This window comes from Stutzerimonas stutzeri (assembly GCF_013522825.1).
GTDB lineage: Bacteria > Pseudomonadota > Gammaproteobacteria > Pseudomonadales > Pseudomonadaceae > Stutzerimonas > Stutzerimonas stutzeri_AK.
The window spans coordinates 1-24,119 of sequence record NZ_JAAMQZ010000036.1 but is presented as its reverse complement, the minus strand read 5'-3'; the positions used below and the strand labels follow the sequence as shown (position 1 = coordinate 24,119).

At 57.4% G+C, this 24,119-nt stretch carries 38 protein-coding genes; 21 read left to right on the top strand and 17 right to left on the bottom strand.

Annotated elements, in window-relative coordinates; translation table 11 throughout:
- Window positions 1-200: 200 nt before the first annotated feature.
- The 8 genes from G7020_RS18970 to G7020_RS18935 all read right to left on the bottom strand — a co-directional run bounded on the left by G7020_RS18970 (window position 201) and on the right by G7020_RS18935 (window position 3,802).
- Entirely contained in the window at window positions 201-506 is a 306-nt protein-coding gene (locus G7020_RS18970; protein ID WP_128655755.1) for a hypothetical protein, read from the bottom strand.
- Window positions 507-576: 70 nt separating this feature from the next.
- Window positions 577-759: a hypothetical protein gene (locus G7020_RS18965; RefSeq protein ID WP_128655757.1), complete on the bottom strand. Its 183-nt coding sequence runs from the start codon at window positions 757-759 to the stop codon at window positions 577-579.
- A 94-nt stretch (window positions 760-853) separates the two neighbouring features.
- Complete coding sequence (locus G7020_RS18960; RefSeq protein ID WP_161565789.1) at window positions 854-1,015, bottom strand: hypothetical protein; 162 nt, start codon at window positions 1,013-1,015, stop codon at window positions 854-856.
- 132 nt (window positions 1,016-1,147) lie between these two features.
- Window positions 1,148-1,396: a hypothetical protein gene (locus G7020_RS18955; protein WP_124097854.1), complete on the bottom strand. Its 249-nt coding sequence runs from the start codon at window positions 1,394-1,396 to the stop codon at window positions 1,148-1,150.
- A 203-nt stretch (window positions 1,397-1,599) separates the two neighbouring features.
- Complete coding sequence (locus tag G7020_RS18950) at window positions 1,600-2,289, bottom strand: hypothetical protein (protein ID WP_124097855.1); 690 nt, start codon at window positions 2,287-2,289, stop codon at window positions 1,600-1,602.
- Window positions 2,290-2,394: 105 nt separating this feature from the next.
- Window positions 2,395-2,703 (bottom strand): hypothetical protein, encoded by a 309-nt coding sequence (locus tag G7020_RS18945; RefSeq protein ID WP_124097856.1) that lies wholly within the window; start codon window positions 2,701-2,703, stop codon window positions 2,395-2,397.
- Between the two features lie 56 nt (window positions 2,704-2,759).
- On the bottom strand, window positions 2,760-3,050 hold the full coding sequence (locus tag G7020_RS18940; protein ID WP_124097857.1) for a hypothetical protein: 291 nt from the start codon (window positions 3,048-3,050) through the stop codon (window positions 2,760-2,762).
- Between the two features lie 194 nt (window positions 3,051-3,244).
- Window positions 3,245-3,802 carry a hypothetical protein gene (locus G7020_RS18935; RefSeq protein ID WP_124097858.1) on the bottom strand — a complete coding sequence of 186 codons (558 nt, stop codon included), beginning with the start codon at window positions 3,800-3,802 and terminating at the stop codon, window positions 3,245-3,247.
- Window positions 3,803-3,930: 128 nt separating this feature from the next.
- On the opposite strand from G7020_RS18935, the gene G7020_RS18930 reads away from it, so the two are divergent.
- Window positions 3,931-4,230 carry a helix-turn-helix domain-containing protein gene (locus G7020_RS18930; RefSeq protein ID WP_124097874.1) on the top strand — a complete coding sequence of 100 codons (300 nt, stop codon included), beginning with the start codon at window positions 3,931-3,933 and terminating at the stop codon, window positions 4,228-4,230.
- A 1-nt stretch (window position 4,231) separates the two neighbouring features.
- On the opposite strand, the gene G7020_RS18925 is transcribed toward G7020_RS18930, so the two are convergent.
- From G7020_RS18925 to G7020_RS18900, 6 genes are all read right to left on the bottom strand, one after another.
- Window positions 4,232-5,005, bottom strand: a complete 774-nt coding sequence (locus tag G7020_RS18925; protein WP_124097859.1) for a PRTRC system ThiF family protein — start codon at window positions 5,003-5,005, stop codon at window positions 4,232-4,234.
- Complete coding sequence (locus tag G7020_RS18920; protein ID WP_124097860.1) at window positions 5,002-5,706, bottom strand: PRTRC system protein B; 705 nt, start codon at window positions 5,704-5,706, stop codon at window positions 5,002-5,004. The genes G7020_RS18925 and G7020_RS18920 overlap by 4 nt, the downstream gene beginning before the upstream one ends.
- Window positions 5,696-6,970, bottom strand: coding sequence for a hypothetical protein (locus G7020_RS18915; protein ID WP_181086667.1), 1,275 nt, complete (start codon window positions 6,968-6,970; stop codon window positions 5,696-5,698). The genes G7020_RS18920 and G7020_RS18915 overlap by 11 nt, the downstream gene beginning before the upstream one ends.
- 195 nt (window positions 6,971-7,165) lie before the next feature.
- Window positions 7,166-7,378 carry a PRTRC system protein C gene (locus G7020_RS18910; RefSeq protein WP_017516400.1) on the bottom strand — a complete coding sequence of 71 codons (213 nt, stop codon included), beginning with the start codon at window positions 7,376-7,378 and terminating at the stop codon, window positions 7,166-7,168.
- An 11-nt stretch (window positions 7,379-7,389) separates the two neighbouring features.
- Window positions 7,390-7,863 carry a hypothetical protein gene (locus G7020_RS18905; protein WP_181086666.1) on the bottom strand — a complete coding sequence of 158 codons (474 nt, stop codon included), beginning with the start codon at window positions 7,861-7,863 and terminating at the stop codon, window positions 7,390-7,392.
- A gap of 14 nt (window positions 7,864-7,877) precedes the next feature.
- Window positions 7,878-9,638, bottom strand: coding sequence for a PRTRC system ParB family protein (locus G7020_RS18900; protein WP_128655761.1), 1,761 nt, complete (start codon window positions 9,636-9,638; stop codon window positions 7,878-7,880).
- 170 nt (window positions 9,639-9,808) lie between these two features.
- Here G7020_RS18900 and G7020_RS18895 point away from each other — a divergent pair, with 170 nt between their 5' ends.
- Together G7020_RS18895 and G7020_RS18890 are read left to right on the top strand one after the other, a co-directional pair.
- A complete protein-coding gene (locus tag G7020_RS18895) occupies window positions 9,809-10,081 on the top strand; it encodes a hypothetical protein (protein ID WP_033039663.1) in 273 nt (90 codons plus the stop codon).
- Between the two features lie 9 nt (window positions 10,082-10,090).
- Window positions 10,091-10,432 carry a hypothetical protein gene (locus G7020_RS18890; protein WP_128655763.1) on the top strand — a complete coding sequence of 114 codons (342 nt, stop codon included), beginning with the start codon at window positions 10,091-10,093 and terminating at the stop codon, window positions 10,430-10,432.
- 78 nt (window positions 10,433-10,510) lie between these two features.
- On the opposite strand, the gene G7020_RS18885 is transcribed toward G7020_RS18890, so the two are convergent.
- From G7020_RS18885 to G7020_RS18875, 3 genes are all read right to left on the bottom strand, one after another.
- Window positions 10,511-10,849: a hypothetical protein gene (locus G7020_RS18885; protein ID WP_128655765.1), complete on the bottom strand. Its 339-nt coding sequence runs from the start codon at window positions 10,847-10,849 to the stop codon at window positions 10,511-10,513.
- Between the two features lie 97 nt (window positions 10,850-10,946).
- Complete coding sequence (locus G7020_RS18880; RefSeq protein ID WP_078459335.1) at window positions 10,947-11,216, bottom strand: nicotinamide mononucleotide transporter; 270 nt, start codon at window positions 11,214-11,216, stop codon at window positions 10,947-10,949.
- Between the two features lie 285 nt (window positions 11,217-11,501).
- The gene (locus G7020_RS18875) at window positions 11,502-11,735 is read right to left on the bottom strand and encodes a hypothetical protein (RefSeq protein ID WP_096079078.1); all 234 of its coding nucleotides are present in this window, start codon (window positions 11,733-11,735) and stop codon (window positions 11,502-11,504) included.
- A gap of 214 nt (window positions 11,736-11,949) precedes the next feature.
- On the opposite strand from G7020_RS18875, the gene G7020_RS18870 reads away from it, so the two are divergent.
- The 18 genes from G7020_RS18870 to G7020_RS18785 all read left to right on the top strand — a co-directional run bounded on the left by G7020_RS18870 (window position 11,950) and on the right by G7020_RS18785 (window position 23,969).
- A complete protein-coding gene (locus tag G7020_RS18870) occupies window positions 11,950-12,405 on the top strand; it encodes an RDD family protein (RefSeq protein ID WP_083377966.1) in 456 nt (151 codons plus the stop codon).
- Window positions 12,406-12,520: 115 nt separating this feature from the next.
- The gene (locus tag G7020_RS18865) at window positions 12,521-12,940 is read left to right on the top strand and encodes a hypothetical protein (RefSeq protein WP_084341312.1); all 420 of its coding nucleotides are present in this window, start codon (window positions 12,521-12,523) and stop codon (window positions 12,938-12,940) included.
- Between the two features lie 7 nt (window positions 12,941-12,947).
- A complete protein-coding gene (locus G7020_RS18860) occupies window positions 12,948-13,172 on the top strand; it encodes a hypothetical protein (RefSeq protein WP_084341313.1) in 225 nt (74 codons plus the stop codon).
- 212 nt (window positions 13,173-13,384) lie between these two features.
- Complete coding sequence (locus G7020_RS18855; RefSeq protein WP_084341314.1) at window positions 13,385-14,218, top strand: hypothetical protein; 834 nt, start codon at window positions 13,385-13,387, stop codon at window positions 14,216-14,218.
- Window positions 14,219-14,225: 7 nt separating this feature from the next.
- Window positions 14,226-14,468 carry a hypothetical protein gene (locus tag G7020_RS18850; protein ID WP_033039694.1) on the top strand — a complete coding sequence of 81 codons (243 nt, stop codon included), beginning with the start codon at window positions 14,226-14,228 and terminating at the stop codon, window positions 14,466-14,468.
- A 114-nt stretch (window positions 14,469-14,582) separates the two neighbouring features.
- Entirely contained in the window at window positions 14,583-14,954 is a 372-nt protein-coding gene (locus G7020_RS18845; RefSeq protein ID WP_181086665.1) for a hypothetical protein, read from the top strand.
- Between the two features lie 67 nt (window positions 14,955-15,021).
- Window positions 15,022-15,792 (top strand): hypothetical protein, encoded by a 771-nt coding sequence (locus G7020_RS18840; RefSeq protein WP_084341315.1) that lies wholly within the window; start codon window positions 15,022-15,024, stop codon window positions 15,790-15,792.
- A 23-nt stretch (window positions 15,793-15,815) separates the two neighbouring features.
- Entirely contained in the window at window positions 15,816-17,060 is a 1,245-nt protein-coding gene (locus G7020_RS18835; RefSeq protein ID WP_124097871.1) for a DUF1173 family protein, read from the top strand.
- 93 nt (window positions 17,061-17,153) lie between these two features.
- Complete coding sequence (locus G7020_RS18830) at window positions 17,154-17,588, top strand: hypothetical protein (RefSeq protein WP_047296950.1); 435 nt, start codon at window positions 17,154-17,156, stop codon at window positions 17,586-17,588.
- An 11-nt stretch (window positions 17,589-17,599) separates the two neighbouring features.
- Window positions 17,600-17,836 (top strand): hypothetical protein, encoded by a 237-nt coding sequence (locus G7020_RS18825; RefSeq protein ID WP_047296951.1) that lies wholly within the window; start codon window positions 17,600-17,602, stop codon window positions 17,834-17,836.
- A gap of 16 nt (window positions 17,837-17,852) precedes the next feature.
- Entirely contained in the window at window positions 17,853-18,107 is a 255-nt protein-coding gene (locus G7020_RS18820; protein WP_047296953.1) for a hypothetical protein, read from the top strand.
- A gap of 32 nt (window positions 18,108-18,139) precedes the next feature.
- The gene (locus tag G7020_RS18815) at window positions 18,140-18,463 is read left to right on the top strand and encodes a hypothetical protein (protein ID WP_047296954.1); all 324 of its coding nucleotides are present in this window, start codon (window positions 18,140-18,142) and stop codon (window positions 18,461-18,463) included.
- 415 nt (window positions 18,464-18,878) lie between these two features.
- Complete coding sequence (locus G7020_RS18810) at window positions 18,879-19,328, top strand: antitoxin Xre/MbcA/ParS toxin-binding domain-containing protein (RefSeq protein WP_011078033.1); 450 nt, start codon at window positions 18,879-18,881, stop codon at window positions 19,326-19,328.
- On the top strand, window positions 19,325-19,762 hold the full coding sequence (locus tag G7020_RS18805) for an RES family NAD+ phosphorylase (RefSeq protein ID WP_011078034.1): 438 nt from the start codon (window positions 19,325-19,327) through the stop codon (window positions 19,760-19,762). The genes G7020_RS18810 and G7020_RS18805 overlap by 4 nt, the downstream gene beginning before the upstream one ends.
- A 351-nt stretch (window positions 19,763-20,113) precedes the next feature.
- The gene (locus G7020_RS18800; protein WP_016502323.1) at window positions 20,114-20,473 is read left to right on the top strand and encodes a hypothetical protein; all 360 of its coding nucleotides are present in this window, start codon (window positions 20,114-20,116) and stop codon (window positions 20,471-20,473) included.
- A 205-nt stretch (window positions 20,474-20,678) separates the two neighbouring features.
- Complete coding sequence (locus G7020_RS18795; RefSeq protein ID WP_011600753.1) at window positions 20,679-21,452, top strand: tellurite resistance protein; 774 nt, start codon at window positions 20,679-20,681, stop codon at window positions 21,450-21,452.
- Window positions 21,453-21,462: 10 nt separating this feature from the next.
- Window positions 21,463-22,581 carry a toxic anion resistance protein gene (locus G7020_RS18790; protein WP_086223399.1) on the top strand — a complete coding sequence of 373 codons (1,119 nt, stop codon included), beginning with the start codon at window positions 21,463-21,465 and terminating at the stop codon, window positions 22,579-22,581.
- On the top strand, window positions 22,581-23,969 hold the full coding sequence (locus G7020_RS18785) for a tellurite resistance protein (protein WP_124097872.1): 1,389 nt from the start codon (window positions 22,581-22,583) through the stop codon (window positions 23,967-23,969). Before G7020_RS18790 ends, G7020_RS18785 begins: the two co-directional genes overlap by 1 nt.
- The last annotated feature ends 150 nt before the right edge of the window (window positions 23,970-24,119 follow it).

Genomic DNA, 24,119 nt, shown 5'->3' with positions numbered 1-24,119 from the left:
AGTCATAGCTCAATTCGCAAAGGTCGCCGGCAGTTCGCCAGCTGCAATCGTCCTCGACCACACGAACCAGACGATGCTGCTGGATGTCTCCACTGCTGCAATGCCTGAGTTTGCACTGCACAGGCACACCTGGCGTAGGCATGAGGTCTTTCGTCTTGATCCAGGCCAATGTTTTCGCCTCCGTATTTTCGTCACACAGATCAGTCGTCAGCCTGATTGTCGGCAGTGAGAGCGTTCAGCACGGTATCGTCGTCGTCGAAGTAGCCGTCTTCCGCCAGCCCCAGATTTCCATCGAGGATGACGCATACGGCCAGAGCTGCTTCCGCAGGATCTGCGCCGTATTCACGAATCACGCGCTCAATCTGTTTGCGCAGAAGGGAAGCGGACTCGACGTGGCCAACGCCACGCTCAGCTGCTGGATCTGCAAGCTCTAGGGGGTACGGTGCCTCAGCCATAGGGTCGGCAGTGACAGTGGCACCGGACTGGGTGCGAAATTTCATTTCCATGGATGTGCTCCCTATTTCTGGAACTTGATATAGCCGGCGGCGGGCAGACGATCACGCCTGAGCGCCCGTGCTAGATGGCTACCAATTCGTAGTAATTCAGCTTGTGCATACGCAGAGCTTCCTCTGCTGCCTTCTGGGCTTCTCGCGCCTCGAGCTTGTCGGCAAGCATTGTCACCTTCTTCACTTTCGATTTTGCGCGAGTTGCTGCGCCTTGCAGTCGAGCTGCTTCTTTCTTCCACTCAGCATCGGTCATTGCGGGCATCCTGGGGTATCCGAGGTCTTATTGCTAAGCATCTCAAGGATCGCCTGAATCCCAAGGCTATGACTGATACCGAGCACGTGGCTGCCTACTTTGAGTTGTCGTCGGTTTGAACAGCGTGCGCAGCGGCGGCTGGGTCTACGAGCTGGATCTGCACCTGGCAGTTGGAAAGAATCGCATCTGCTGCCTCAGCGGACAGTCCCAGCAAATCCTGGGTGTCGGTCGTCACTACGACTTCTTGGTTTGCCATGATCTTTTTCTCCTCGTTTTAGCCAGGGACTAGCCCTGTTCTGCTACTCCGCCGACAACTGGTCGCCAGCAGTCCTGATTCAGATTGCTAGACCGCAACGCCCTGGTAGGGCTGATTTGACGTAATCCGCCGTTATGCGCAGTCGCCGGGGTCTTGCTCGGTCACGGCGACCCACTCCAGGCCCCCGCCCGTGATCCGCGCCGCAGCCATCTTCGCGCCGCGCTCGGTCTTGTAGGCGCGCGGCAGCTCCATATAGGACGGGCTGCCGTTGCGCAGCCGGTTGCAGTCCAGGGTAAACGGCAGGTCGCGGCGGCCGTTGCGCTCGATGCGCAGCACGGCGCTGCCGGCCTGGGCGGTGTACAGGGTTTCGGTCGCGGTCATAGTGGGGCGGACTCCTTAGCAGTCTGTACACAGAAACAGCCGCTCTTCCCTACTGCGCGGGTCGCGGGCGTGCTGGCCGCAATTCATATTGCAGACCTTCGACGCCGGGTCGAAGGTCGCCAGCTCGGCCGGGTCGGCACGCGGCCACTCAATAGGCATTTCAGACGGTGCCTGCACTGGCTTTGGCTTGCGGGCTTTCGTACTCATAACCGGGCGGGCTCCTCTGCAAAGTCTTCCGCCACTTTAGCTTCGCTTTTGATTTTCAGGATGACATCTGCGAGCTGCTGACTTGAGCCTGTATCGTTGTGTGGCCATGGGCCAAAAGGCTGCGATGAAAGCCGGTTGAAAACGATCAAACCAGGGCAGCGGTATTCAAATGGGCCAGTGGATTGGAACCGGACAAAGGCAACCGGGCTTGTGCATCCCGGCATATCGGTTATCTCCCCGATTTCCTTCATGAGCGCAACATCCGCCCATCCTGCTTGATCGGTGTTGAAAAACGTTAGATGGTCGTATGCAGATTTGCCCCCTACGAAACATGCCAGGGCGACCAGCGTGAGCTGACCCATCGGCCAAAAGCCTTTGGAGTTAGCAGCTCTTTTCCACAGTGAGGGGATGTAGAAGAGTAGCGCCACTGAGGCGGCGAAAAGTAGGTATACGGTTAGCCGCGCACTATCGATGCCGAGAGTTTCCCCTGGAGCGCCATCTGGGCCAAAGAATAGGTAAAGCAATGGTGCGCAGTAGGCCATGCCCACCGCATAGGAAACCAGCACGAGAGCCATTTGCTGTAGCCGCTGACTTGGGCCGGAGGAAACCAAGGCCTGCGTAGCGCGAGCGACGTTACCAATGACCACGATCAGCAGAACAACGGAGCATAGGAGGATGTAAAGCATTATGACTGGTGCCTTTTGCGGGGTTCGGTGGATCTACCGCCGCAATGTGTCGGACCTGCGTCAATGATCGTGATTGGTTGTTTGGTCATGTGGATTTCCTTGAGATTAACGATCTTGAATCAGTGGACGCCGTGCAACCCATCCCGAAGGCTCATCGTTGAAGGAGGTCAGCTTGCTGTATTCATGCAGGCACACAGGAGTGTCCTCAAAGCAGAACCGTTTTTGGTAAGCAGCCTCGTAGGTCACTCCAAGACAGATGGCATACGTGAACATTAACGGCAGGACGCCGGCATAGGTGCCGTCAGGTAGACGTTTTGCCCCGACGAAACGTGCATTAGGGCCACGCATCCATTCGGTGAACTCGTCCTGCTGGCCGGGGCCTTGCGGGTTCAGCGTTTCGTGTACCGACTCCACAGTATCTTCCTCGACGTTCGGTTGGGCTTAGTGCGCGACGTGGATCGCGCAGTGGCCTACGGCAAAACCTGGTCGATGAGATCCCAGGCGTCGCAGCAGGAACTTTTGCCGCGAATATGCTCAAGAACATCTTCCAGTTCGGATTCGCGAGCTGTCTTACTGGATTTTGTTGCAGCCAACTCATCAAGCAGATCGTTCACACCTGAACCGCCGAACGGCCCAAGCACGCTAGTGGCATCACACCAGGTACCAGGTTCATGACCAGCTCCCTGGCTGAGGTACTGCCAACCTTCCTCTGTCTTGCGGAGTTCCAGAGGGCCGAACAGCATCGTTACTTGATCGGTCATGATCGCATTCCTCCTATTCGCTTTCGACCAGGATAAACGCTATCGGAAAAACCCCAAGTCAGTGATGGCTTTTCCCACACCGATTGAAGAGGAGTTAATTGGGGGGAGAGATGCAGATAGGCAGGAGGCATCAAGGAACCTGCGCCAAGGCCCGAGGTGGATCGAACTAGATTGGCGCGGCTTTCAGGACGGCGTTAGGACAGCGAACTTCGGTGCAGTGCCGACAGTTCTGCCAAAACCCACTGCCAGTATCCAAGCTGGGTCTGGGTGTTGCGCACCGCTTGGAGCCACTGGTAATTGGTCAGGAAAGGGTGGTTGTGGCCACGCTGTGCATATTTCCCCTCCAGTTGCGTCGGAGTGAGATCGAGGTCGGGACAGTAGACTTCCGGCAAATGAGTCGGCACCAAGGCAAAGTCGTTTATCGCTCGCTCAATCGAGACTGATATTTCCTGTCCGGTTTCGTCACAGCGGAGAGTCCTGACTTCTCCATTGCGACCGATTACACGCCACGCATATCCAGCCGGGGTCACAGTCGCAGCGTTGTCCGTGGAGGAAGCATCGTCTTCGCCGTAAACGACGGACTCCAGTGGAAAAAATATCTCTGCAATCATGCGGTCAAGCTGATCCAGTGTCCGGCGATGGATGCCAGAACCCTCTGCCTCGATCAGTGCCAGAAGGGTCGCTCTCGATGCGTTCAGCTCTTGGTAAAGCTCTGCCAAGTGCTGAGGTACGGAGGGGTCAACGTGAGTCATATCTTCGGTTCCTAACCAGGGAGTGTGCATACAAAACCGCTCCGCTGGCCGAACGGGCATAGCGTAAATAGCGAAACGGGTATTCTTAAACGTGGTTTTAATTGTTCCTGCCGATAACGCTCCTGTCTATGGAGAAGCGACCACCCGCACGCGGGCGACCGGCTGGAACATCGAGCTTTGACCCTCAGGTGGCAGGAGCTTTCGGCAATGTCGTACGTGAACAGCGCATCAAATCAGGCCTGGCTCAGGAGAAACTTGCTCTCCTGGCTGGGATTGAGCGGGCGCACCTGGGAAAAATCGAGAGGGGGGAAAGTTTACCGACTCTCCCACTGATCTTGCGGCTCTCAAATATCCTCGAAGTCAAAGCCGCAGACCTCATAGCGCAAATGGAGCAACGCCTCGATCAGCTCGGACGCGATAGCCCTTGACCTAACCGCATCGCGCAACGGTGGGGAAGGGGAAAGTGTTCTGGCAACCGGACGCTAGATCCACGGTGATCCAGTGCTTGTCGGTTTCACCAGTCCGCAGCAACTCCCACACAATGCTCATTCCGGCAGTCGTGACCGCACGGTTGACCAAACAGTCCTGTGACCGTATGGCTTCCGCGACCGAGCAGGACTTTTTGGTGTCATCCTCGAGCGTTTCGATTTCGGGGTAAGCATCCATCACATTGGGGTAGAGGCCGCGCCTGTCTTTATGCGCAGCCCCGAACACAACCTGCCCATGTCTGGCCTCGTTGCCGAGGTCAAGCCACATGCAGTGCTTGGAAAGCACCGAGCTGCTGGCAATTGCACGCCGTGCCGAAGAAAGGTCAACAGCGGAAATGATCAAGTCGGCGGCGCGCATCACCTCTGTCGTCTCGCTGCTTGGGAATCGGAAGGGTAGGGCCTCCCAGGACGTACCCAGCATGAGGTTGTAGCGATTCACCAAGCTGATTGCTTTGAATTGGCCCAAGTCACACGGCCAGAAACGCTGACGTACGAGATTCGGCTCGCGCACGATTGCATCGTCAATGACCGTGACCTCCAGACCCTCTGGATGGCCGAGGGAGCGAAGCGCATGGTGGAAGCTGGCCAGCGCATCAACCACCTCGCTGCCATTGCCACCGGCCCCGATAACCACAATGCGTGGTGCGCGTTCAACCCACGAAGCTGGCGTCTTGTAGATCGGGGATTGCTGAGCCGTGATCGGATGAACGCTCATCGCGCACCCCCTTTGATAGCTTGTGCCAGCGTTAGCGGGCCACTGTACGACCCAGCTGAAACCAGTTTCGAGGCTGGGAACCGCTTCGATCCTTTCTCACTCAGTGCTCGATAGAACTCCTTCAAGGCTTCAAACGAGCGGCAGCCCGCCACCGGCTCAACCGTGCCGCTGTGGGTATTGTCGCTTTCCAGCACGAAGTTTTCCCAGGCCGGGATATTCTCACGTCGAACATCGCGAGGAACGTGGCCGCTGCCAGTGCAGAAGGTTCCACCTTGGTAAACATTCCCCAACGGGGCATAGAAGAGTTCCGTTTCCGGCGTCGGGCGCTGATTACCCTTGAACGCAAAGCAACGGAAGGATTGGTTGGCCGCAGCGATGAAGACCAAGCCTGGCAGCGGGGCGCGTAGGCGCTCGCCAAGGATGGGGATATCGTGCAGACCGGGGCGACGGTACCAGGCCAAGACGGTGCGTGAGCTGAACAGGTAATGCTCAGGGAGATATTCCGCCCCTGCATCCTCATTCAGCAGCAGAGCCGCCAGCTCGGATTTGTCGTAGGCGCTGAATGCCCTCCCAGCGCCCAGCGTGAAGCCGGCCTTACCATCTTCCAGCGCGATGACGCCGTGACTGGTGACCGTGACCACGCCGGTCTGGCTGTGGTGGTGTATCAGCATGGCCTTGCTCGAAACTTTTTCACTCAGCATTACCGCATTCCTCTAAAGCGTCGGCGATTCGCTGCAACAGACCTAGCGTCAGCGAAAGCGCATCTAGAACTGGCAGGGTGACGGTGCGCAGTTGATCAGGACTCAGCGGTAACCCAATTGCAGGGAAGCCAGAGCCGCTGACAATGCCGTCAAAACCGTCATAGCTACTCTGCTCTAGATTTGGAAAATCCCTAGTCAGGCACACCAGAATGCTCTCGAAAAGAGAAACCCCATCACCGGCTGTGCCTGGGAAATCGTGGGGGTTGAACTCTTTGAGCGATCCACTGGCCTCATGCTCCAGGCAGTGCTGCAAGGCTTCCGCCAGCACTTGAACCAACGGGGCGTGTGCATCATCACGCTCACAGATTTGCCGCGCTTGATCGAACAGCTCCTCGATCTCACACCGATCTCCCTGGCCAAGCGTGGCTCCAGCTATCTGTTTCAGCTCATCCATCTCGTAGATGGCGTCAAGCAGGCTGTTTACAGAGTCCTCGTCTTGGCCATGGCAGTAGAGATATTCGGCGATGTAATCATCATGCTCGACCGAATCATCCAGCAGGAAGGCGCACAGTTCCTCTCTAGAGTGGGTTGCCAAGCGCGGAGACAGCTCCTCGAAAGCCTCCGATAGACCGTGGTTGAGGTAGCTATGCGGCCCCAGGAAGGTCATTGGCGTGTGGAACGGCAGCAGATGGCGCGTCATCGCGTCGAGTGTTTTGAAAAGAAGCACTCGCAGTTCCAAGCTTGCTGGCGCTTGAACCGTGAAGGAAGCGAAGCAGCTCGACTCCAGAATGAAATGGCCGTCCTGGATTCCGAAGGTGTAGGCGTCCTCGACGGCTGTGGGCACCTTGACTCGACTGATCAACGAGCGCTCTAGCTCCGCCATTATCCTGCCAGCCCCATCAGGGCCTGCCTCGACATGAGGGGCGAGCGCATCAAGACCGATCAACCCTGCCTCTACAGCGCCTATTGCGTAGGATGCCGTCGCAACTGGATCGACGTACGGGGTGTTCAGCCGGTTCAGCAGGCTGGCGCGTTGCGGGAAGAGGCCTTCATCGTTGATGGCAAATGACGCACCAAGGCGCTGTACAACCTCGCCCGTGAGGCGGTGCAGCCCATAGCTGTTTGGGTACTGCCGAAGCCATTCGATTGAACTTTCAGCTACCAGACCAGCTTCCAGGGCCTCTCGGCACAGCATGCTATGAGCCTGGTGGTCGACCACCCCTGCATAGTCCCGGCTGAACAGTTTGGCCTGTGCGTCACGCATCACAGGCCCAACATTCGGCAGGCTAAGAGGTGTCAGCGCGGCAGGTGGAAGTCGATAGTGCCGGGGTTGGCGGGGGAGGAGAGCAACTTCCATAGCCTTTGTCTCTGCTGGTGGTCTAAACAATCAGGTTCGGTACCGGACGGGAGGTGGCGATCCAGTTCGCCACGCTCCCACGCTTTCAGGACTTCAAGCGGGTCAACCTTTTGCGCCGAATCCGCCGTCTCGGAACTCGTAGACATAGCTGTCATTCTCCACAATGGGGTCGATGATTTTCGCTCCGTTGAGCTTTGGGAACTGACGGGCATAGTGTTTCAGCACATCAGCCACGGACATTTCGGGCTGCGGGTCGGGGAGATCGCGACCGGCGTAACGAAAAACGCGGGCAAGAGAGATTTCAACAAGTGCCATGAATGCAATTCCTAGAAAGAGGCCGCAAGGTTCAGATTGGGTTCATCCGAACCACCATTTGCCTGCGCAGCGTCACCATCCTCGGCATCGGCATCGGCATCGGCATCGGCATCGGCATCGGCATCAAGGGCAGGCGTTGCAGACTGCTCAGTAGCTGGCGTGGCGGCTTTCGCCTGCACCGTCGCACCAATCGAGCGGATTTCATCCAGCAGGCTCATCCCCTCATTCAGCGCCTGGACATGCTGTGTCAGGCGCTTCATCAGCGCCTCCTCAATCTCAACAGCACTCCCTACCAGGATCAGCGGGCGGCACATGGCGGCGCGAAGCTGCACTTCGTGTTCGGATGCCTTCTCAGGTGTCGGGCCGAGGTCAGCGGTAACCATCACCTTCAGCGCATCAGCGGAGGCGGTTTCGATTGCCACATTGACGCGGTGCTGAGTGCCCGCCAGTGCAGCGGCCATTACGGAAAAAAAAGTTGATTGCATGATGATGTTCCCTGTCAGGCTTGGGTCGGTTCGGATTGCTGGTGAACGGGGTTCTTCCCGCCCTGTGCCGATAGTTGTAACGCAGGCGGCAAATAACCCAACCAGCTGAACTCTTTGAAGGCTAGGATGGCGTCGATCAGAGCGCTGGCCTTGCCGGTGGCCAGCCCCTCAAAGGCCTTTTCGCCCTTCGCCTCGTTGTAGGCGGCGGCAAAGCCTGAACGCTTGCAATCTTCGATAATGCCCGCCTTGACCTGAGCCTTGAGGTAGCTCTCGTTCATCACGAATCCTTTGGCCGGATCGACGTTGGCGTACTCCATAAACTTGAGCGACTGAGCACCCGACACGGATTTCTCGAATGCGTCAGCGCTATCTGTGCGGAATAGCGAGGCGGCAGCCATGCTGCCCATGAACGTGAGGAGTTTTTCCTCCCCGAGTTGCGCAAGCCGAATTTCAGCATCGGCGCGAGCCGTGGTCATCAGGGCGCTTGTGACACCCATGGCCTTTTCCATCTGTGCCCGCAGCTCGCTCTTGAGTTCGCTGCGCATCTCGAAATACATGCTGACGATGGCCACTGCCAGCGCTAGCGAGCGGTCATTGAGCACGACTTGCTTGCTCATGCGGGCGTAAAGGTCGAAGGCTTCACGGCGTAGCGACTTCTTCACCTGGGTGGGCTTTGCGCTTGCGGCCTTCGGCTTGGCCGGGGCTGCTCCAACAGCGCCCCCGGCAACGGTGGCTGGTGCTGTGTTCGTTACGGTGGCCAGGGCGGTTTTGTAGGCGGCGGTTTTCTCCTTGTGGCAAGGCTTGTTGAAGCACATGCCGCCGATCACGTCGCCTTCGCGCCCCCTCGACACCATGACCACTGCGCCGAAGCTTGCACAGGTAGCGCACGCCGCTGCCTGTTGCTCTCCCACACCATCCTCGCCCCGTGCGACGAGCTTCACGTATGAGTCCTTCGCGAGATTCAGCTCGCTATGAACCACCGCGTGCTCCTCCTGCGCCTCGATCAACCGAACAGAAATTAGCTGCTCGGTTTTCCGGTTCCAGCAGACAGAGTTCTGGCAGCGAGACGCCCCAAGGCTTGCCTCGAACAAATCGGCATTCGCGCCCGAGTTGTGGATGCAGCTCCGGCATTCGGTGGTGTCAAAGCGTGCAGTCGAAACGTCCCGAGTCAACTCCAGCAGGCGCGCCCTGGTCTGCTCGACGGAATAATTCTTCTCGATGATCTTCGACAGAATGCCCGCCTGATCGGGGGCAGGGAGACGACACAGCAATTCAGCGTGGCCAATCTTGATTTGCTCCTCCAGCAGGGCATCGGCCACCGCATCACAGGCATGGGCGAGCAGCAGGCGGCTGTCGAGCTTGGTTCTAGACCAATCCAAGGCCTTCATCACCGCCAAGTGGTCGTTGGCCATGTCCTCCAGCAAAATTACGGCATGCTGGGCTTCTTCGATTGGCGTCAGGTCAGCCCGCACCTGGTTCTCCAGCGCAGCAATCAACCGCGCTTCCTGATCGCTCATAGCGCGGATCAGGGCGGGAACCTCGATCAAGCCCGCATCGTGGGCCGCAGTCCAGCGCCGGTTGCCAGCGACCACCTCATGGTCGTAGTTCGGGTCATCGCTTACAGGCCTGACCAGAATCGGCTGGATGATGCCTTTAGCGCTGATCGAACGTACCAGTTGCTCATAAGCGGACTTCTTCCGGCCTTTACGCGGGTCGATTTGCGGGTTGCGGCGGATACGGCCGAGGGGGAGGACTTGGGCTACTTGCTGATTCACTTGGCTAAACTCCGTGTTTGCTATGAGTTCAGCTTCCCCCACTTTCTGGAAAACCCAAGTAGTAGCGGCCCATTAAATCCGACGAAAACGTTGCGTGAAAACAGCAAAATGAGCGCACGCTCCGAGCGAAAATTGGCCCCACATTCAGAGACAGGTGGACGCTCAAGCCAATGAAATTTTTCTCTGCCGTTTTGCTGATACTGGCTGCACCGGCGTCAGCGCTGGCTCAATCTTCGCTCCCACCCTATGTGGCCGCAGCAATAGCCGAATTCCACGCGAAAATCTTCATGTTCGTTGGGTGCTCGCTCGCTGGCGCATTGTTCGGAGCATTGCTGGCGCGAAGGATCGACAAGAAACGCAGGGCAATGCGGGATTTGACCTTTTCTGTATCGACGTTGGCTGGCTCCGTGGTTGGGTTGCTTTCGTTTCTCGGAAAACTGTAGGAGACGTATGTGGGACTGGACGATAGGGAGTACATGCAGGAGCGAGCGAGGCAACGCGCCCGCGAAGGGAATCAGACAGACCGCTCAGAGAACGATCCGGTAAAGGATGCCTACTACAACCCAAAAGATTTCCGTCGCGAGCGGCTTCGCATCAAAGTTCCGAACTGGGGAGGGGAAAGAGAGGGGGGCGAATCCAGTAGCCCAGGCGTTGGAACTTTGTACTCGGTCTTCCTGGTAGGGATCGTGGTGGGATTCTTTATCACCTGCCTGCTGGGCCTACTTCGATTCGAGCTTTTCGACTGGGGTATCCAGATAATGAAGCCGATAGCCATAATGTTCTCGAAAATATAGCGCTGACGAATTGCATATTGCAGGTAGCAAAAAGCCCGGTCTAGAGCCGGGCTTTTTGTTTTCAATCGAAACAGAGGGTCACTGAACAACAAGCACCGCATCGACTGCCGCCAATGCTTGGCGCGCACTCGCCAACTCTGGCTGTATCAGCTTTAAGCCCCCCAAGTCGTTGCTCATCACCGACACGCAATCCTGAAGCGCTTTTTTTGCCTCAGTGAGAGCAGCCAACAGAGCAGAATCTTTGGCCTCCGCAGTAGCCGATGCCCCGTCTACCACGCTGAGGCGTTTGCTGAGAACGAAGTAGATGTGCGGGAAAACCAACTCCTGGACAACACCCGCATTCTTCGCTGCTTTTGCTGACGCTTCTTCGACGATAGAGATCAGCTCTGCCTTGTGGATCGGGTTGAATAGTTGCATGTGGTGGCTCCCAGTGACGAATGCCCCCCAGCATGCCGACCATTCCGCAAAACCCAAGCCGTCAAGCACGCACTCTGCCGAAGGTCGAGCAAGCGGCCTACCCCTTGACGCCTGCATGGCAAGTTGAACGCATGGCCGACACAGCGGGGTACCACCAGCGGATCAGCCCGGTAATGTTCGTAGCAACGAAACAACCATTCAGCAGCAACAATCCCCAGGCCTGCGCGAGAACGGCGTAGCAGCAGAGGCTCAAGCTCGACACGAGGAATAGCCACCATCCCCACGGAGAAACACGGGTATTGGTGGAGATCATCAGCGCGCCGAGGACGCCACAGAGGCTTCCGATCCACTCGAAATAGAGGGTCATAGGTCAGTCCTTCACATGTTCCAGGGAGATTTCTTCGGCTCGAATTTCATTGATGATCCGATGAGCATTGAGCCGACACTGGACGGGATACGCCAGAGGATCGTGGCCTCGGCGTTCAAAAGCGACGATGAGCTGGGCCTTCCAGGCGATACCAGATGACTTCGGGTCGGGAGCTAAGCCGCTGCCAGCAGCAATGCGGGCTTGCCGGTAGCACCGACACCAATCAGCCTTGGTCGCGCTGTACCGGCCAAGACTGGGTTTACGAGGGAAACACATAGGCACCCCTCAGATGAGCGCAAATTTGCGGAGGGAGTCACCGAGCGTCCCTGTCCATACAGCGCCCGACTTCGAGCTTTCCCCGTGATAGACGTTGAAGTGCTCGCCCTTCTTGATCGAATTCGGAACACAGGCACGCCGCACCACAGGATGCCCGTCGATATCGAAATCCTGAAAACCGTGATGGGAGTTCACCAAGCGAGCGGTGAAGGTCAGTGGCTCTTTGGAGTTTTTCTGGCTCATGCAAATGACTCGATTGAACTGGATAGCCTTCAGGGTGAATGCGTCCGCAGAAAACCCAACTCCAATAGCCGGGCCGAATTTGTCCAACAGGCTGTTGGACGACCTCCATTTCAGGCACAAAACCAGCGTGAAAACGCGCCCGGCCTAGTTCCCAGCCCGATAGCATCAGGCCAAGCCAAAGTGGCTTGCCAACCAATCACAGGGAATATTTTTCATGCAGAACGAACAACTTGAATACGCGGGTTTCTGGGCGAGAACAGGGGCGTGCATTGTTGACGGCATCCTTTTCACCCTGGTTTCCCTGCCGCTCCTGATGATGATCTATGGCACGGGCTATTTCAGCAGCGACAAGCTGATCCAAGGGCCAGCGGATTTAGCAATCAACTTTGTCCTGCCAGCGATCCTGACGGTAGTTCTGTGGCGTCGTCTCCAGGCTACGCCGGGGAAGATGGCGCTGAAATTGCGGGTGCTCGACGCTGAAAGCGGCAACACCGCAAGCGTTCGACAGTGCATCGGCCGGTACCTCGGCTATGTAGTGTCGACCCTACCGCTGGGACTTGGCTTCTTCTGGGCGGCATTCGATCGCCGTAAGCAGGGGTGGCACGACAAGCTCGCCGGAACAGTGGTGGTACGCGAGCTCAGAACACAGCCGGTGAAATTCCGGAGCTGATCACCCTGCTCAGTTGAGCCGGACGTGGCGTTCTGGCTCATCCACCAGCCGTCCGTGGTTGGGAGTTTTTCAACCCATGGGATGCTGGCCACATCAACTGATCAAGGGAAGCGTAATGAGCAAGCAAACCAGCGAAGCCCAACCGGAGCTTGAAGTCGTAGCCACCATCGAAGTGATGAGCTACGACGAAGAGACGACCTACATCGAAACCCGCAGCGATCGGATCAACTTCGACAATGCAATCAACGATGATGCCCTGGTGTTCAAATCCGACGCCGAGCGCGTAATTTCTGGCCTGAGCTACAAAGCCGAGCTGTACGACGAGGTATGGGGCAAAGCCAAGGCGTTGGGATTCATGAATGTGACTATGGCGTTGGAGGAGGTGGAGAAGCTGCGCGCTAACCCTGCGATTGCCGGGCTGCTCGAGGCCCTAGGGAAAATCGCAACTGGCTCCACAGGCATCATGGATCGCGACTCCGAGCTTGCCCAGATAGCAGCGGATGCGCTCACCAACTATCGCACCAGTCTGTCCTGAAAGGGCGATGAGTAACGATCCCGGCCGCCATTCATCGGGCCATCTGAACCGCGAAATAAAAGACCTTGAGCAGCGTGCCTTGAACAGTTCGGCCAAAGCCAGCTCGCTGATTCGTAAGCTGCTAAGCGGCTCGCCGCATGCGTCCCTGGATAGCGTGGAGATCCAAGTCGCCGAGCTCCAGGCTGTCCGAAATGAATTGGCTGACCGCACTGGTCGGAGCGCATTGGAATAGGTAAAAAATCCCGCAACATCCCAGCCCCGTTCTTCGGGGCTGAGCCCGTAGGAAAGGCGCAATTCTTGCTCCTCCAATAGAGGATACAGTCAGACCGTCAGACACTGACAATGGATGGCCTTCTGATGCACGGCATTGGTTTGGAACATGCCTAGTGACATTTTCTATGTGAAAAAATACCTGACGGGCCGAATTTGAAGGAAGTTGGTGCAATGTGGGGACTCAAGATGCAACGGGTGCGTACAACAGTAAGCAGCATCCTGACTCGGAAAAAGGACAGTGCTGATCGGCCGTTTATTGGCCCATACGTTCAGCAGGCAATGGTCGGTGGAGCGAAACTCGCTCCCATGATGCCGCTCTACGGTCTGATGGTTTGGGCCATGGGCGATTACGAGGGCCTGCGGCAGTTCTTATCCTCGGCGAGCAGTGCTGAGATGAGCCAGACGGTATTGATGTTCATCGTCGCGGGTTTCGCGCTGGGCGGCGCTGTACAGGTGCTGGTTGACGCGAGCACTCCAAGCCTGAGCTCCCAAGGAGCTTGGGAACCAGACTTCGAGCGTACCGAAACTGAGAAGTGGTACTGGGCTCAGCGACCAAACGGTGAAGAGTGGGCGGTGCGGGAAGCCACAACTGAACGCTGCTCACCGCACATCGACGTGCGCTGGGCCATGGGCGATCTGATCAAGGAACTTCAGCGCCCCGAGAACCGGACTGGCTCTGACTTCCTCGATCACAAGGTGATGAAGCTGCTCGGCATGCAGGCCCAGGCGCAGGGCCTGAAGCCAACACAGAGGTTGGATGACGCCAAGCGTTTGCTTGAGTTGCGCTATGGCGGAGTGCCTTCCCGGCTTGAATGGGATGCCAAGGCAGAAGAATTGCCACCGAGCTTCAAGGCGTACATCACCGTGCGCGTGCAGTCGAAGGCCCCGGCGATGGAGCCGGAGCCCTGGCAGCGCTGCCTGATCGCGGACGGCCCGTCCGAGGCTCTAGCCGTCACCATCGCCGCGATTACTCGCGAGACCTGGACATTCAAATCCCAAGTGTGAGGTCGTTATGTTTCCGAAAGAGATCAAGGCTGAGCGTGAGCTGCTGGAAGGTGGCCGGTTTGCTTTCAACCTGCGTCACGACACCCTGGGCGAGCTGGGACGGATCGTGCTGCAACCTGCGCAGCTCGGCGGCAGTCACGTCTCCTATGAGGTCATCGATTTGCCTGATGGCCGCTTCAATCAGCGCAAGGCGATGATGGATTCGCTGGCCAAGACCGTCACGGCCGCGTTTGAAAAGGCCCGGCGCTAGCCATGGTTCGCTAAGTCATTGAAAACCCAGCCAACCTTGGCTCGCGAAAACCTTAGCGTACGAATTTTCCCGAATTCTGCGGGCTCCCGATACTCCCTCTTCAGTAGGAAAAGAATGATGATCGATGCAATCGCCCAGCGTTTGGGCTTCATTCGGGTGGCAGTTGTTAGGGATCAACTCCAGTTTGCTCGAAACATCTCCAAGCGACTGGATGAACATCGAGAGGTGGTTGAGCAGATCCAATCTCAAACGAATCTATTCACAGAATGCCCGTGGCACGTCAGCCACATGGCCACGCAAGACGACTACCTCATGCGGATCTATCGGATGGTGCATGGTGCCTGGCCCGACCATTCCGATGAAGTTCACCGTCAGCACTGGTACGGTGAATTTATTCGTCAGCGTCCCCAGCTGCTTGGTGGTTGCGGCTTGCCTGAGTACCGCCCGCAAGACAACGTGAGTAATTCCGACGCTCCAGCGTCCTGAAAACGAATCTCCTTCTCCTCCTCCCGCGATAGCCTCCTGATCGAATACACCAGGAGGATTCGCTCTCATGAAAATCCGCAGTCTCTGCGCCCTCGGCAAAATGAGGGCGTACTCCGCTGACCGACAAATGGTCACTCTCTCGCCCAAGGCATTCAGCATCCCCGACGGCGTAGATCCGCTTGAGCACGAGCCTGAAGCGATTCACGACTTCATCCAGAGAAACCGCTGGCTCCATGCAAACTGCATCGTCGGCCTGCACAACAGCCACAATCAGCTACTGGAACCAGGCGAGGTAGTCATGAGCGGTACCCGCTCGTCCCTGATGCGATGCCTGCTGCGATGGGAGGCGCTGCGTATCCTCCCTGTATGGATCGATGGCTTCGACAGCCTTTCTGATGATGAGCGCGCTACACGCGCCAAGCAGCTCGAATGCCTTGACCAGGCCCGCCACCAGCTCCTTTCCGTCGATAGCTGGTATCAGACTGACCAGGAACATTACGAGATAGCGCGTGCAGTCATGCGTACTGGTCACTGGGCGCTGGAAAACCTCCCCCCACTTGATGGGCTGGCGTGGCCAACCGGAGAGATCTTCGACCTGAAAAACCCCAGCCTTTCTGCTGAGGCCGTTGAGACCGGATACCTCGAAGGGATATTTTCCATGATTGAGCGAAAGGGCCGGTTTCATGGGGAGTGCGGGAGCATTCCAGCAGACGAATTGTTCGGTATTGCGCTCATGAGCCCCAAGTCCGGATATGAGTTGCTGGTCAAGCTGCATATACAGATCGAAGCAAACCGTGCTGAAGCAGCCTATGCCCGCCGGCAGCGGGCGATTGCCTGACCCGAATCAGGAGAGAAAAGATCATGCTCAACCGTCGATATCCCGTACTGATCTCTGGGAAACGTTACTCGCCGGAGTTCCAGACCGATCAGCAGTACGCAAAAAACTGGAAAATCGTTTTGGAGAAGGCCTACGGCACTCATGCAATTTGCCAGTGCCCAAGCAGCGGTTCCCGAAAACTCTCGATCAAGCGACGTGAAGATAGCGATGGTTTTCACCTGGCGCGGTTCGCCGGTACAGGTCATGAGCACTCAAACGATTGTCGGTACTACGCGCCGGCCCCGGAGCGTTCCGGTATGCAAGGGTATGCCGTTGGCGTAGTGGAGGAGGGCGAAGATGGCAGCATTCGCGTGCGCCTGGCTCGAGGCATTCGAGTCCAGGCCCCTCGATCCGAGGAAAGCGAAAGCACCTCGGTGACAAGATCGCCCGGAAAGAGCAAGCCGGCTATGACGTTGCTTGGGCTTCTGCACCTGCTTTGGTCTGAGTCTCGACTCTCTACCTGGTATCCAGCAATGGAGGGCAAGCGCAACAGTGGCATTGTGAACTACGCGCTTCTGCAAGCTGCTGAACGTGTAGCCGCAAGCCGAATGAAGTTGAGCGAAGTGCTGCTGTTGGCTGCACAAAAGGACAGCAAGGGGGCGGCTCGCAACCAGGCGATCGCCAAGGCGGCGATGACTCGAGATCTCCGGCTCGTCGCGATATCGCCGCTGGCCCGCTATAACCCTGAACGCCATTCTGGAGACATCAGCAGATTGCCTCTGGCCGGGCCCTTCGGGATGCCCATGCTGAATTTGCCCCCGGCAGCCTGGGCAACCGCCGCCCGCAGATTCGAGAGAGAACTTTCCGCCTGGAAGCGCGGAAGTCGAGTTATCGCCATCGCTCAGGTTACGCCGCGGAAGGGCGAGTCGTTTTCGCAAGCAGATGTCGTTGAGCTGGCCCTGATGCAGGTCAGTGAGCGTTGGATTCCTGTCGACTCAGATTACGAAGGGGTGATTGAGGCCATGCTCCACGCCGCTGGCCGCAGCTTCGATAAACCTCTTCGCTACGACGCTGATGAAAGTGAGGTTTTCCCTGACTTCTGGCTTTTGGACACGGGTAAGGACTACCCCCTGGAAGTGTTCGGCATGAGCACACCTGCCTACCTGGAACGGAAGGCCGTCAAAACGGCTTGGTACAATCGGGAGTACGGCGGGGCAGGGTGGTGGTCGTGGAATGCTGCGGCTGATCCGAAAGGAAGAAATATCCCTCCTTTCCCGGCCAAGTCCTGAGCGCCTTCATCGAAAGCATGCGTTCTTGGGTTCTCTAAATCTCGTGCGATGCTGAAAGCCTCAAACCCGAGACTGCCTCTCAAGGAAAACGTCATGCAATCCGTACTCTCGAAGAAGTCCACAGGGATGAAGAGCAGCTTCTGCCCAGTTACGCATTCGCCTTCCCCCAACGTAACGCGAAGCTTTGGCTCTGACGTTCACGTCAGTTACAACCCGCGTAGCGGCGACTATGGCAGTGATACGACAGCTATCGTCCTGCGCGAGCGCGTATTCTTTGTGCTCAACGGCGATCATGCCGAAACGATCTGCAAAGTCGCTGAAAACAATGGTGTCCATGGCTGTGTCGATTACTTCGTAGAGCACATTGCTCAGGCCAATAAACTCAGTGAGCACCTGATGGCCACAGGCGTAAGTAATGATCCCTTTGCTCTGATGCCGACTGCCTTGGAAATCCTTGGGCAAGAAGGCGTAGACCGCATCGCGGCGGCTGCAAAAGCTCAACTGGACTCCAAGATAGAAGGTGTTTGAGGAAACCCGCCATGTTGCACCTTGTGACCGAACAAGAAGCTGGTGAGCCGGATATCTTGAGTGTGGTAATGCACTCAGCGTTTGAAATCCGCTCGCTCGCCGGCGACGTGCTTGTCACGGTGCCAGCGCCTGAGTCCGGGTGGACGCATGCGCAGCTGGTAGCCACTGCTGTAGAGCATGAAGCGGTTACTCCTGACGGCGCCGATGGCTACTTGGGTGGCCAGTGGATCGGTAGTACCGAAATCTGACCTAGGAAAATGGACCATGCCCTTGATCAAACTAGACTCCGCGATGGTGACCCACTTACAGGCTCGGGTAGCCGCCTTGGCCGAGCTGCATCGCGATATCTCGACACTGATCGAGGCTATCGACCTGCCAGCTTTATTACACACGGCAGATCGTATCAATGACCGCCTGCGCGAGTTGCACCCGAGGGTAATCCGCGAACATGAAATGATGGACTTACGCGAGCAGGTTCGAGTCATGACCGAAGATTGTCGCCGGCTGCTGGACAACTGAGCTGAACACCACCCGAAGCTAGGGAAACCGAAATGACTGAGCAGAAATTGAGTATCGCGGCACAGATTGCAGCCCTGATGCCTGGCGGTGATGACAGCCGCATGTGGCGAAACTACTTGGCCAGCGCTCTTGAGCAAGTAGCCGCAACCGACGACCTTACCCTGCTCCGTGCCGCCAAAGGCGCTGATGAGTTCGAGGTGGGCTTTATGGCCTTCGTGTCCAACTTCCCTGGTGTCGAGATTGAGCCTGCGCCCGAGGGCGGCTTCTACGGTGTTGCCTTGGGGCTTGTGAAGCTGGATCGCGCGCTTCGCGGTGAGGTGCTGCGCGCCTATGCTGCCGTGTTGAGAACAAGTTAAGGGGATCAGCATGTCCTGGGCAGATCGCGCAGCACCAATTGTTGGGGAGGTAATTCGCCGCGTAGGGCGAAGCGACCAGCAGGCCCTCCGAAAGGCGCTGGCCGAGGCATACCCGTGGGGAGAACGAAAAAACACTCCCTACAAGGCGTGGCTCGCCGAGGTGCGCCGGCAGCTAGGCCACCCGCTCAACACGCCGAAAACAGATCCAGCGAACCAACAAGCAGACATGTTTGGCCAACGCAGCCAGTAGGCTGACCCACCAAAGGCGCTCCTCGAGCATCATCCTGGATGGGTTGAAAGTGACCGCCACATCTCTACCGGCAGGCGACCGCCAGCCGGGCCACCCAAACGGTAAGCTTGCATCCTCCGGCGTTTCCCGCATACTAACCGGGAAACGCCGGACAGGAGAACCATCATGCTTGCTGAAGTCCTACGCGACCACGGGTATTCAGCTTACCGTGCGCGCTTACAAATACTGCTGGAGATCCCAGAGTCTGCCAGCGACTTCGAGATTCACACCAGAATCAGCCATGGCTTTTCCGCAGCGCGGTTAATGAGGCTCACTGAAGAGGGGGTGGTTACCCCGCTGGAGCGAGACCAGATTATCCCGCTGCGCACCCTGAAAAACCGGATCGAGCGCGATCAGCCCCTCACTGTCGAGGAAAGCGACCGGCTCTTCCGATCGGCGCACATCACCGCGATGGCTGAGGCTATTTTTGGGGACGCCGACAAGGCCAAGCGATGGCTCTCCAAGCCCAAGGAACGATTCTCTGGGTTGACGCCCATGCAACTGCTCACAACTCAGCAAGGCACAAGCCAGGTTGAAGAGATGCTGCTGCAAATCGCCGAAGGCTTCGCTCTGTGATTCTGTGGCGGATCAGCTCATATGCTGACTTGAGCGGGACAGGCGGCTTGCGCGTGAGCGGCCGTTGGCACCAGGCCGGCAGACCGGTCGTCTACACCGCGACCAGCCCGCCGGGAGCAATGCTCGAGGTGCTTGTTCATCTGGAAATTGATCCAGAGGATTTTCCGGCGACGATGCAGCTTCTCCGTATCGAAGTGCCTGACTCTGTATCACAAGCCCAGATGCCCACTTTGCCGGCTGGTTGGTCGGCAGAGACCGAGCTCACCAGAGGCATTGGTAACCAGTTCCTTGATGAGTGCAACGCACTGCTACTGCCAGTGCCCAGCGCTATCATACCGAGCACGGTGAACTACCTGTTCAACCCTCGGCACCCAGAAGCACAGAGCGCGACTATTCAGGTTGAGCTTTTCACCCCTGATTCGAGGTTGTTCTAGCAAGCGCCCTGAACAGCAAAAAGCCCAGCAGAAGTGCTGGGCTTTTTGCTGTCTTGCCGCGATGAGAAAGTCACCGTTTTGACGATGCAGCCCTTGATTTCGAGGCCCGCGGCCTGCCTCGTCCGGGGTATGCAGACTTCTTCCCTTCCAGGAAGAGCTGGCTCAGGACACACCCACAGTCCGCTGCCGCAAAACCAAAACTCATCTGTCCGCAAAACTCGCAGGTCGCAGCCAGTTGCTTGCGGGTGCTCGCGCGGCAGGGCATTGGTGGAAATGTCTCGTCTTCTCGCATGCTTGGGATTCTTGAAGTCTCCGGTAAAACCGATTTCGAACAAGTCAAAGGAGACAGCTATGCCAGACACCAACGATCCCCAGCAAGACGAGTCGCGATTGATCGACCGCATGATGACCGACCTGCTTTCCACGATGGATCAAGACGACTCAGACATGCGCTCGACGCTGATTGAGAACGGTGACGACATCCGGGCCCTGGCCGAAATCTGCCGGCAGACCGGCGTTTTCGAGCATAGCCACGCAAAGTTCGCCGAATTCAAGCAGCACCTGGAGGATTCAACACCTCCTGAAGAACGGCTCGTCAAATCGTGGGCGTGGCTGCTTGACCGGATTGTCCATTCGCCGACCACTCTGCACATGCGGGGAGCCGTTCGCCTATGCGTGCCACTGGTTGCGCTCTACCTACCCCCTGAATGACTTCAGGTCGAAACTCGCATAGCTAGGGAAATGAGGCGATTATTCGCGCCATTTTGAAGCGACTCGGGGAGGTTTGGGTTATTTCGAGATCGCGATACAAAGACTTCGAGCTGCGCTTTCAGTCGGTAAAAGCGTCTGAAATAACAACCCGCCAAGGAATACGGCAGGTACGATCTCCAACAAATCCAAGGAGAAATTTTCCGCCATGACTCATTCAGTGGTCAACATCGACCACCTCAAACAGCAGGTACTCCCTGAGTTGTTTGCTTTCCCGGCTCGCCTCGGCGAGTACGGGGGCGTAGCGGATAGCTCTGCCAAAATCGATCAACTATCAGATCTCATGGAGAGCGGGTCGGCGGCAGCGCTTGCGGCCAAAATCGCAGAAATCCTCTCGAAAATGGCCGACGCCTCGCCGGAGCAGATTACCCGGAAGCCGACCTGGTTCGAGAAGGTTCTGGGCGGAGCCGTGGAAAAGCAGGTTCGCTATCAAGTCGCCCGGTCAACACTGGAACAGCTACTGGCCGAAGCTGAAGGACACGCCCAAGGTGTACGCGATACGGTCAGTGCCATCAGCAGAATGATCGTTGCCCACGCCGAAGAGGCGGAAGCACTGAAAGTGTTCATCCAGGCCGGGCGCGAATTCCTCGAAGAGAACCCTCTCATCGGGACGGTAGCGGAGGGGGAGATCGAGTTTGATCGGCCGCGAGAGCGGCTGGCGCGAAAGCTCGCCAACTTGGCAACACTTCTGGCCTCACACGAACTGAGCGTTAGCCAGATGAAGCTGAGCCGCGCCCAAGCCCTCGACATGCTCGATCGCTTCCGAGAGACAGTCACCGTACTGGTTCCAGTATGGCGGCAACACACCCTTACCCTGATCACCACCAAACACATGAGCCCGGCGATGGTCGAGGCTGCCAGCAAGGCGCATCAGGCGCTGATGGCCAGCCTGTCTGAAAGCCTGAATGGCGTGAAGCACTGAGGAGCAAAACATGCAGCAGGAAATTACCGTGACAGATCTCGCCACTACCAACACCGAGCTTACTCCAGCTGGGCTTCAGGCTCTTGGTCTCCAGGAACAGGACATCCCCCAGATCAAGGCTGTAGCGGCACTGATCCAGGCAGAAAACCCGCTCTCGGTTTCTCAGTTCGGCAGGGAAGTGGCAGAACACACGTCCTCCTACGCCGACAGCTTGCTCGACCAGGTTCGTAACAGCGACCTGGACGATGCCGGCGCAAAGCTGAGCGAGGTGGTTGCCGTCGCGCAGTCGCTCAATGTCAGCGCGCTTTCCAATCGCCGTTCGCGCATCCCTGTCATCGGCCCGCTGATCGACAAAGTAACCCTGCGCGGCAAGTCCGTCATGGGTCAGTTCGACACCACGCGAGAGCAAATTGAAAAGCTCGTTGCTGAAGTCGACCAAACACAAGCGGGCATTTCTGCTCGGAACACCGGCCTCGAGTCCATGTTCGTTGCGGTACGCGAGGAGCATCGCCTGCTTGGCATCCACATTGCCGCCGGTAAGCAGCGCCTTGCGGAGCTACAGATGCAGGTTTCTCAGCTTCGGGCGAACATCGGGAACGACCCGGCCCGCTTGCAGCAAGTTGCGGATCTGGATGCACTGATCTCCAACCTCGACAAGCGTATTGGCGACCTCACGGCGCTCCAGCAGTCTGCGATGCAGAGCCTCCCGACGATTCGGATGATTCAAGCGAATAACCAGATGCTGGTGGACAAGTTCCACACCATCCGGGAAATCACTGTGCCGGCCTGGAAGCGCCAATTCATGCTGGCTTTGACGCTGAACGAGCAGCGGAACGCCGTCCAGCTGGCCACCAAAATCGACGACACCACCAACGATCTCCTCAAGCGCAACGCCGAGCTGCTGCACCGCAACTCCGTAGAGACGGCCAAAGCTAACCAGCGATTGGTAATCGACGTGGACACCTTGCAGAAGGTCCAGGCCACGCTGATCCAGACCGTCGAAGACGTAATCAAAATTCAGCGTGAGGGCGTAGCTCAACGCAAGGCCGCAGAAAAAGAAATCCAGGGCATGCGTATCGATCTCCAGAAGCGCCTGGGCAGGACTGATGAAGTGAAGGAGCTTCACTGATGACAGAACCAGTCCAACTGTTCCGGTTGCGGGTCGACGGCCTCGTTGCAGAGGAAAACATTCCCGTAGCGCAGCTATCGGGTCTCTTGAATGACTATGGCGTCGTGAAGGACAGTACCTTGAATAGGCTGATGGCTGGCCAGAGCGAGCGCGTTCTCGGTCAAGAGCTGGAACTGTCGAGGCAGACGCCAGAGGGTGCCCCGCGGTTGTACACGCTGCTTGTTGATGGAAAAGTCGCTGCGAAGGACGTTCCTGATGCAGAGCTCGAAAAACTCCTCGCCAATTACGGTGCTCGTAGAAAGGAAATATCTCGTGGTCTCGTTGCCGGCAAGACACAGCGTGTGCTCGGTCAGGATCTGAAGCTATTACCCCAGGCAGTTGGGCACACGGTCCACGTCACCGCCCAGCACGAACAAGCCACAACGGAAGCGATAGCTGAGCCGACAGCGCCGAAAGCACCTCGAGCCCAACCCGAATCAGCACCGCCGGCAACAGCGCCGACGCCTTTTGACGCGCCCCTTCAGGAACTGATCTTGCGGGCGAAAAAGCTACGCAAAGGCACCCTAATCTACGGCGGTACCGCGTTGGGTCTGGCGATATTCGGGGGCGTATTTTACGCGCTGGGTATCGCCGCAGAGCCAACAACGGCTATTGACCAGATCCTGGTTCCTGATGCGATCGCCAAGGCCTTCCAAGCATCGGGCCACGAGGGCGGCGGTATTGGCGGGTTGATGGGGGTCGAATCAGCCGTCGACTCGATCCTCAATAGCACAGCGCTCAAAATGATCAGTGCGGTTGCAATGATTGCGGGCATAGGCCTTGCGGTCATTACCGGACGCATTATCAACATCGTTCCAGCTGTAATGATTGGCATGATGCCGCACGTCATGGGAGCGTTTCTGGGGATACTCGATCCGGGTACGACGAGCACAGCAAGTAAGCCCAGCGAGTTTTATTCCGCGGTTGAGTCGAAGAACCTACCGACGCTTCAGCGCCTGCTCAGCTCCAGAGAGGATCTGGACGAGGTGGCCAGGGCGTATGTGCTAGCCCAGGCATCTGTTGCCGGCGGCAGCTCCTCGAAGTGGGTTGTTCTGACAGCGAAGAACCTGCGAGAGGGCAAGATCAAGGGCAACTTTGCCGTCCCCGCCGGCATTGCCTACGCCATCGAGGCAACTGCGCTTGGCCCAGAAAGCCCGTCTCTGTCTGATCGTGCCGAACAGCATCGCCAGAGTGCGTTGGCCGAGGCAGGGAACTGGAAGCGCAACAGCTTCTGGGCACTTCTCCTGGCAGGGCTGTTTGGCGTGATTGCCACGGGTCATGAATCGATCGCGCAAATCATCTTTCGCAGGGTTCGCCGCATTGGTGAGCTGCTTACCCCGCTGCGGTAGCTACTGCGAGAAGCGCTCAAACCGGGGTTTGGGGAGCAATGGAACCAAAAACCAACGTAAGCCCTACCAACGCTTTTCGGTGTCTTCTTCCCAGGCGCCCATCTCGACAAAACAGTTGCGCATGTCGGCCTCCTGGCTGATCTCGGTCAG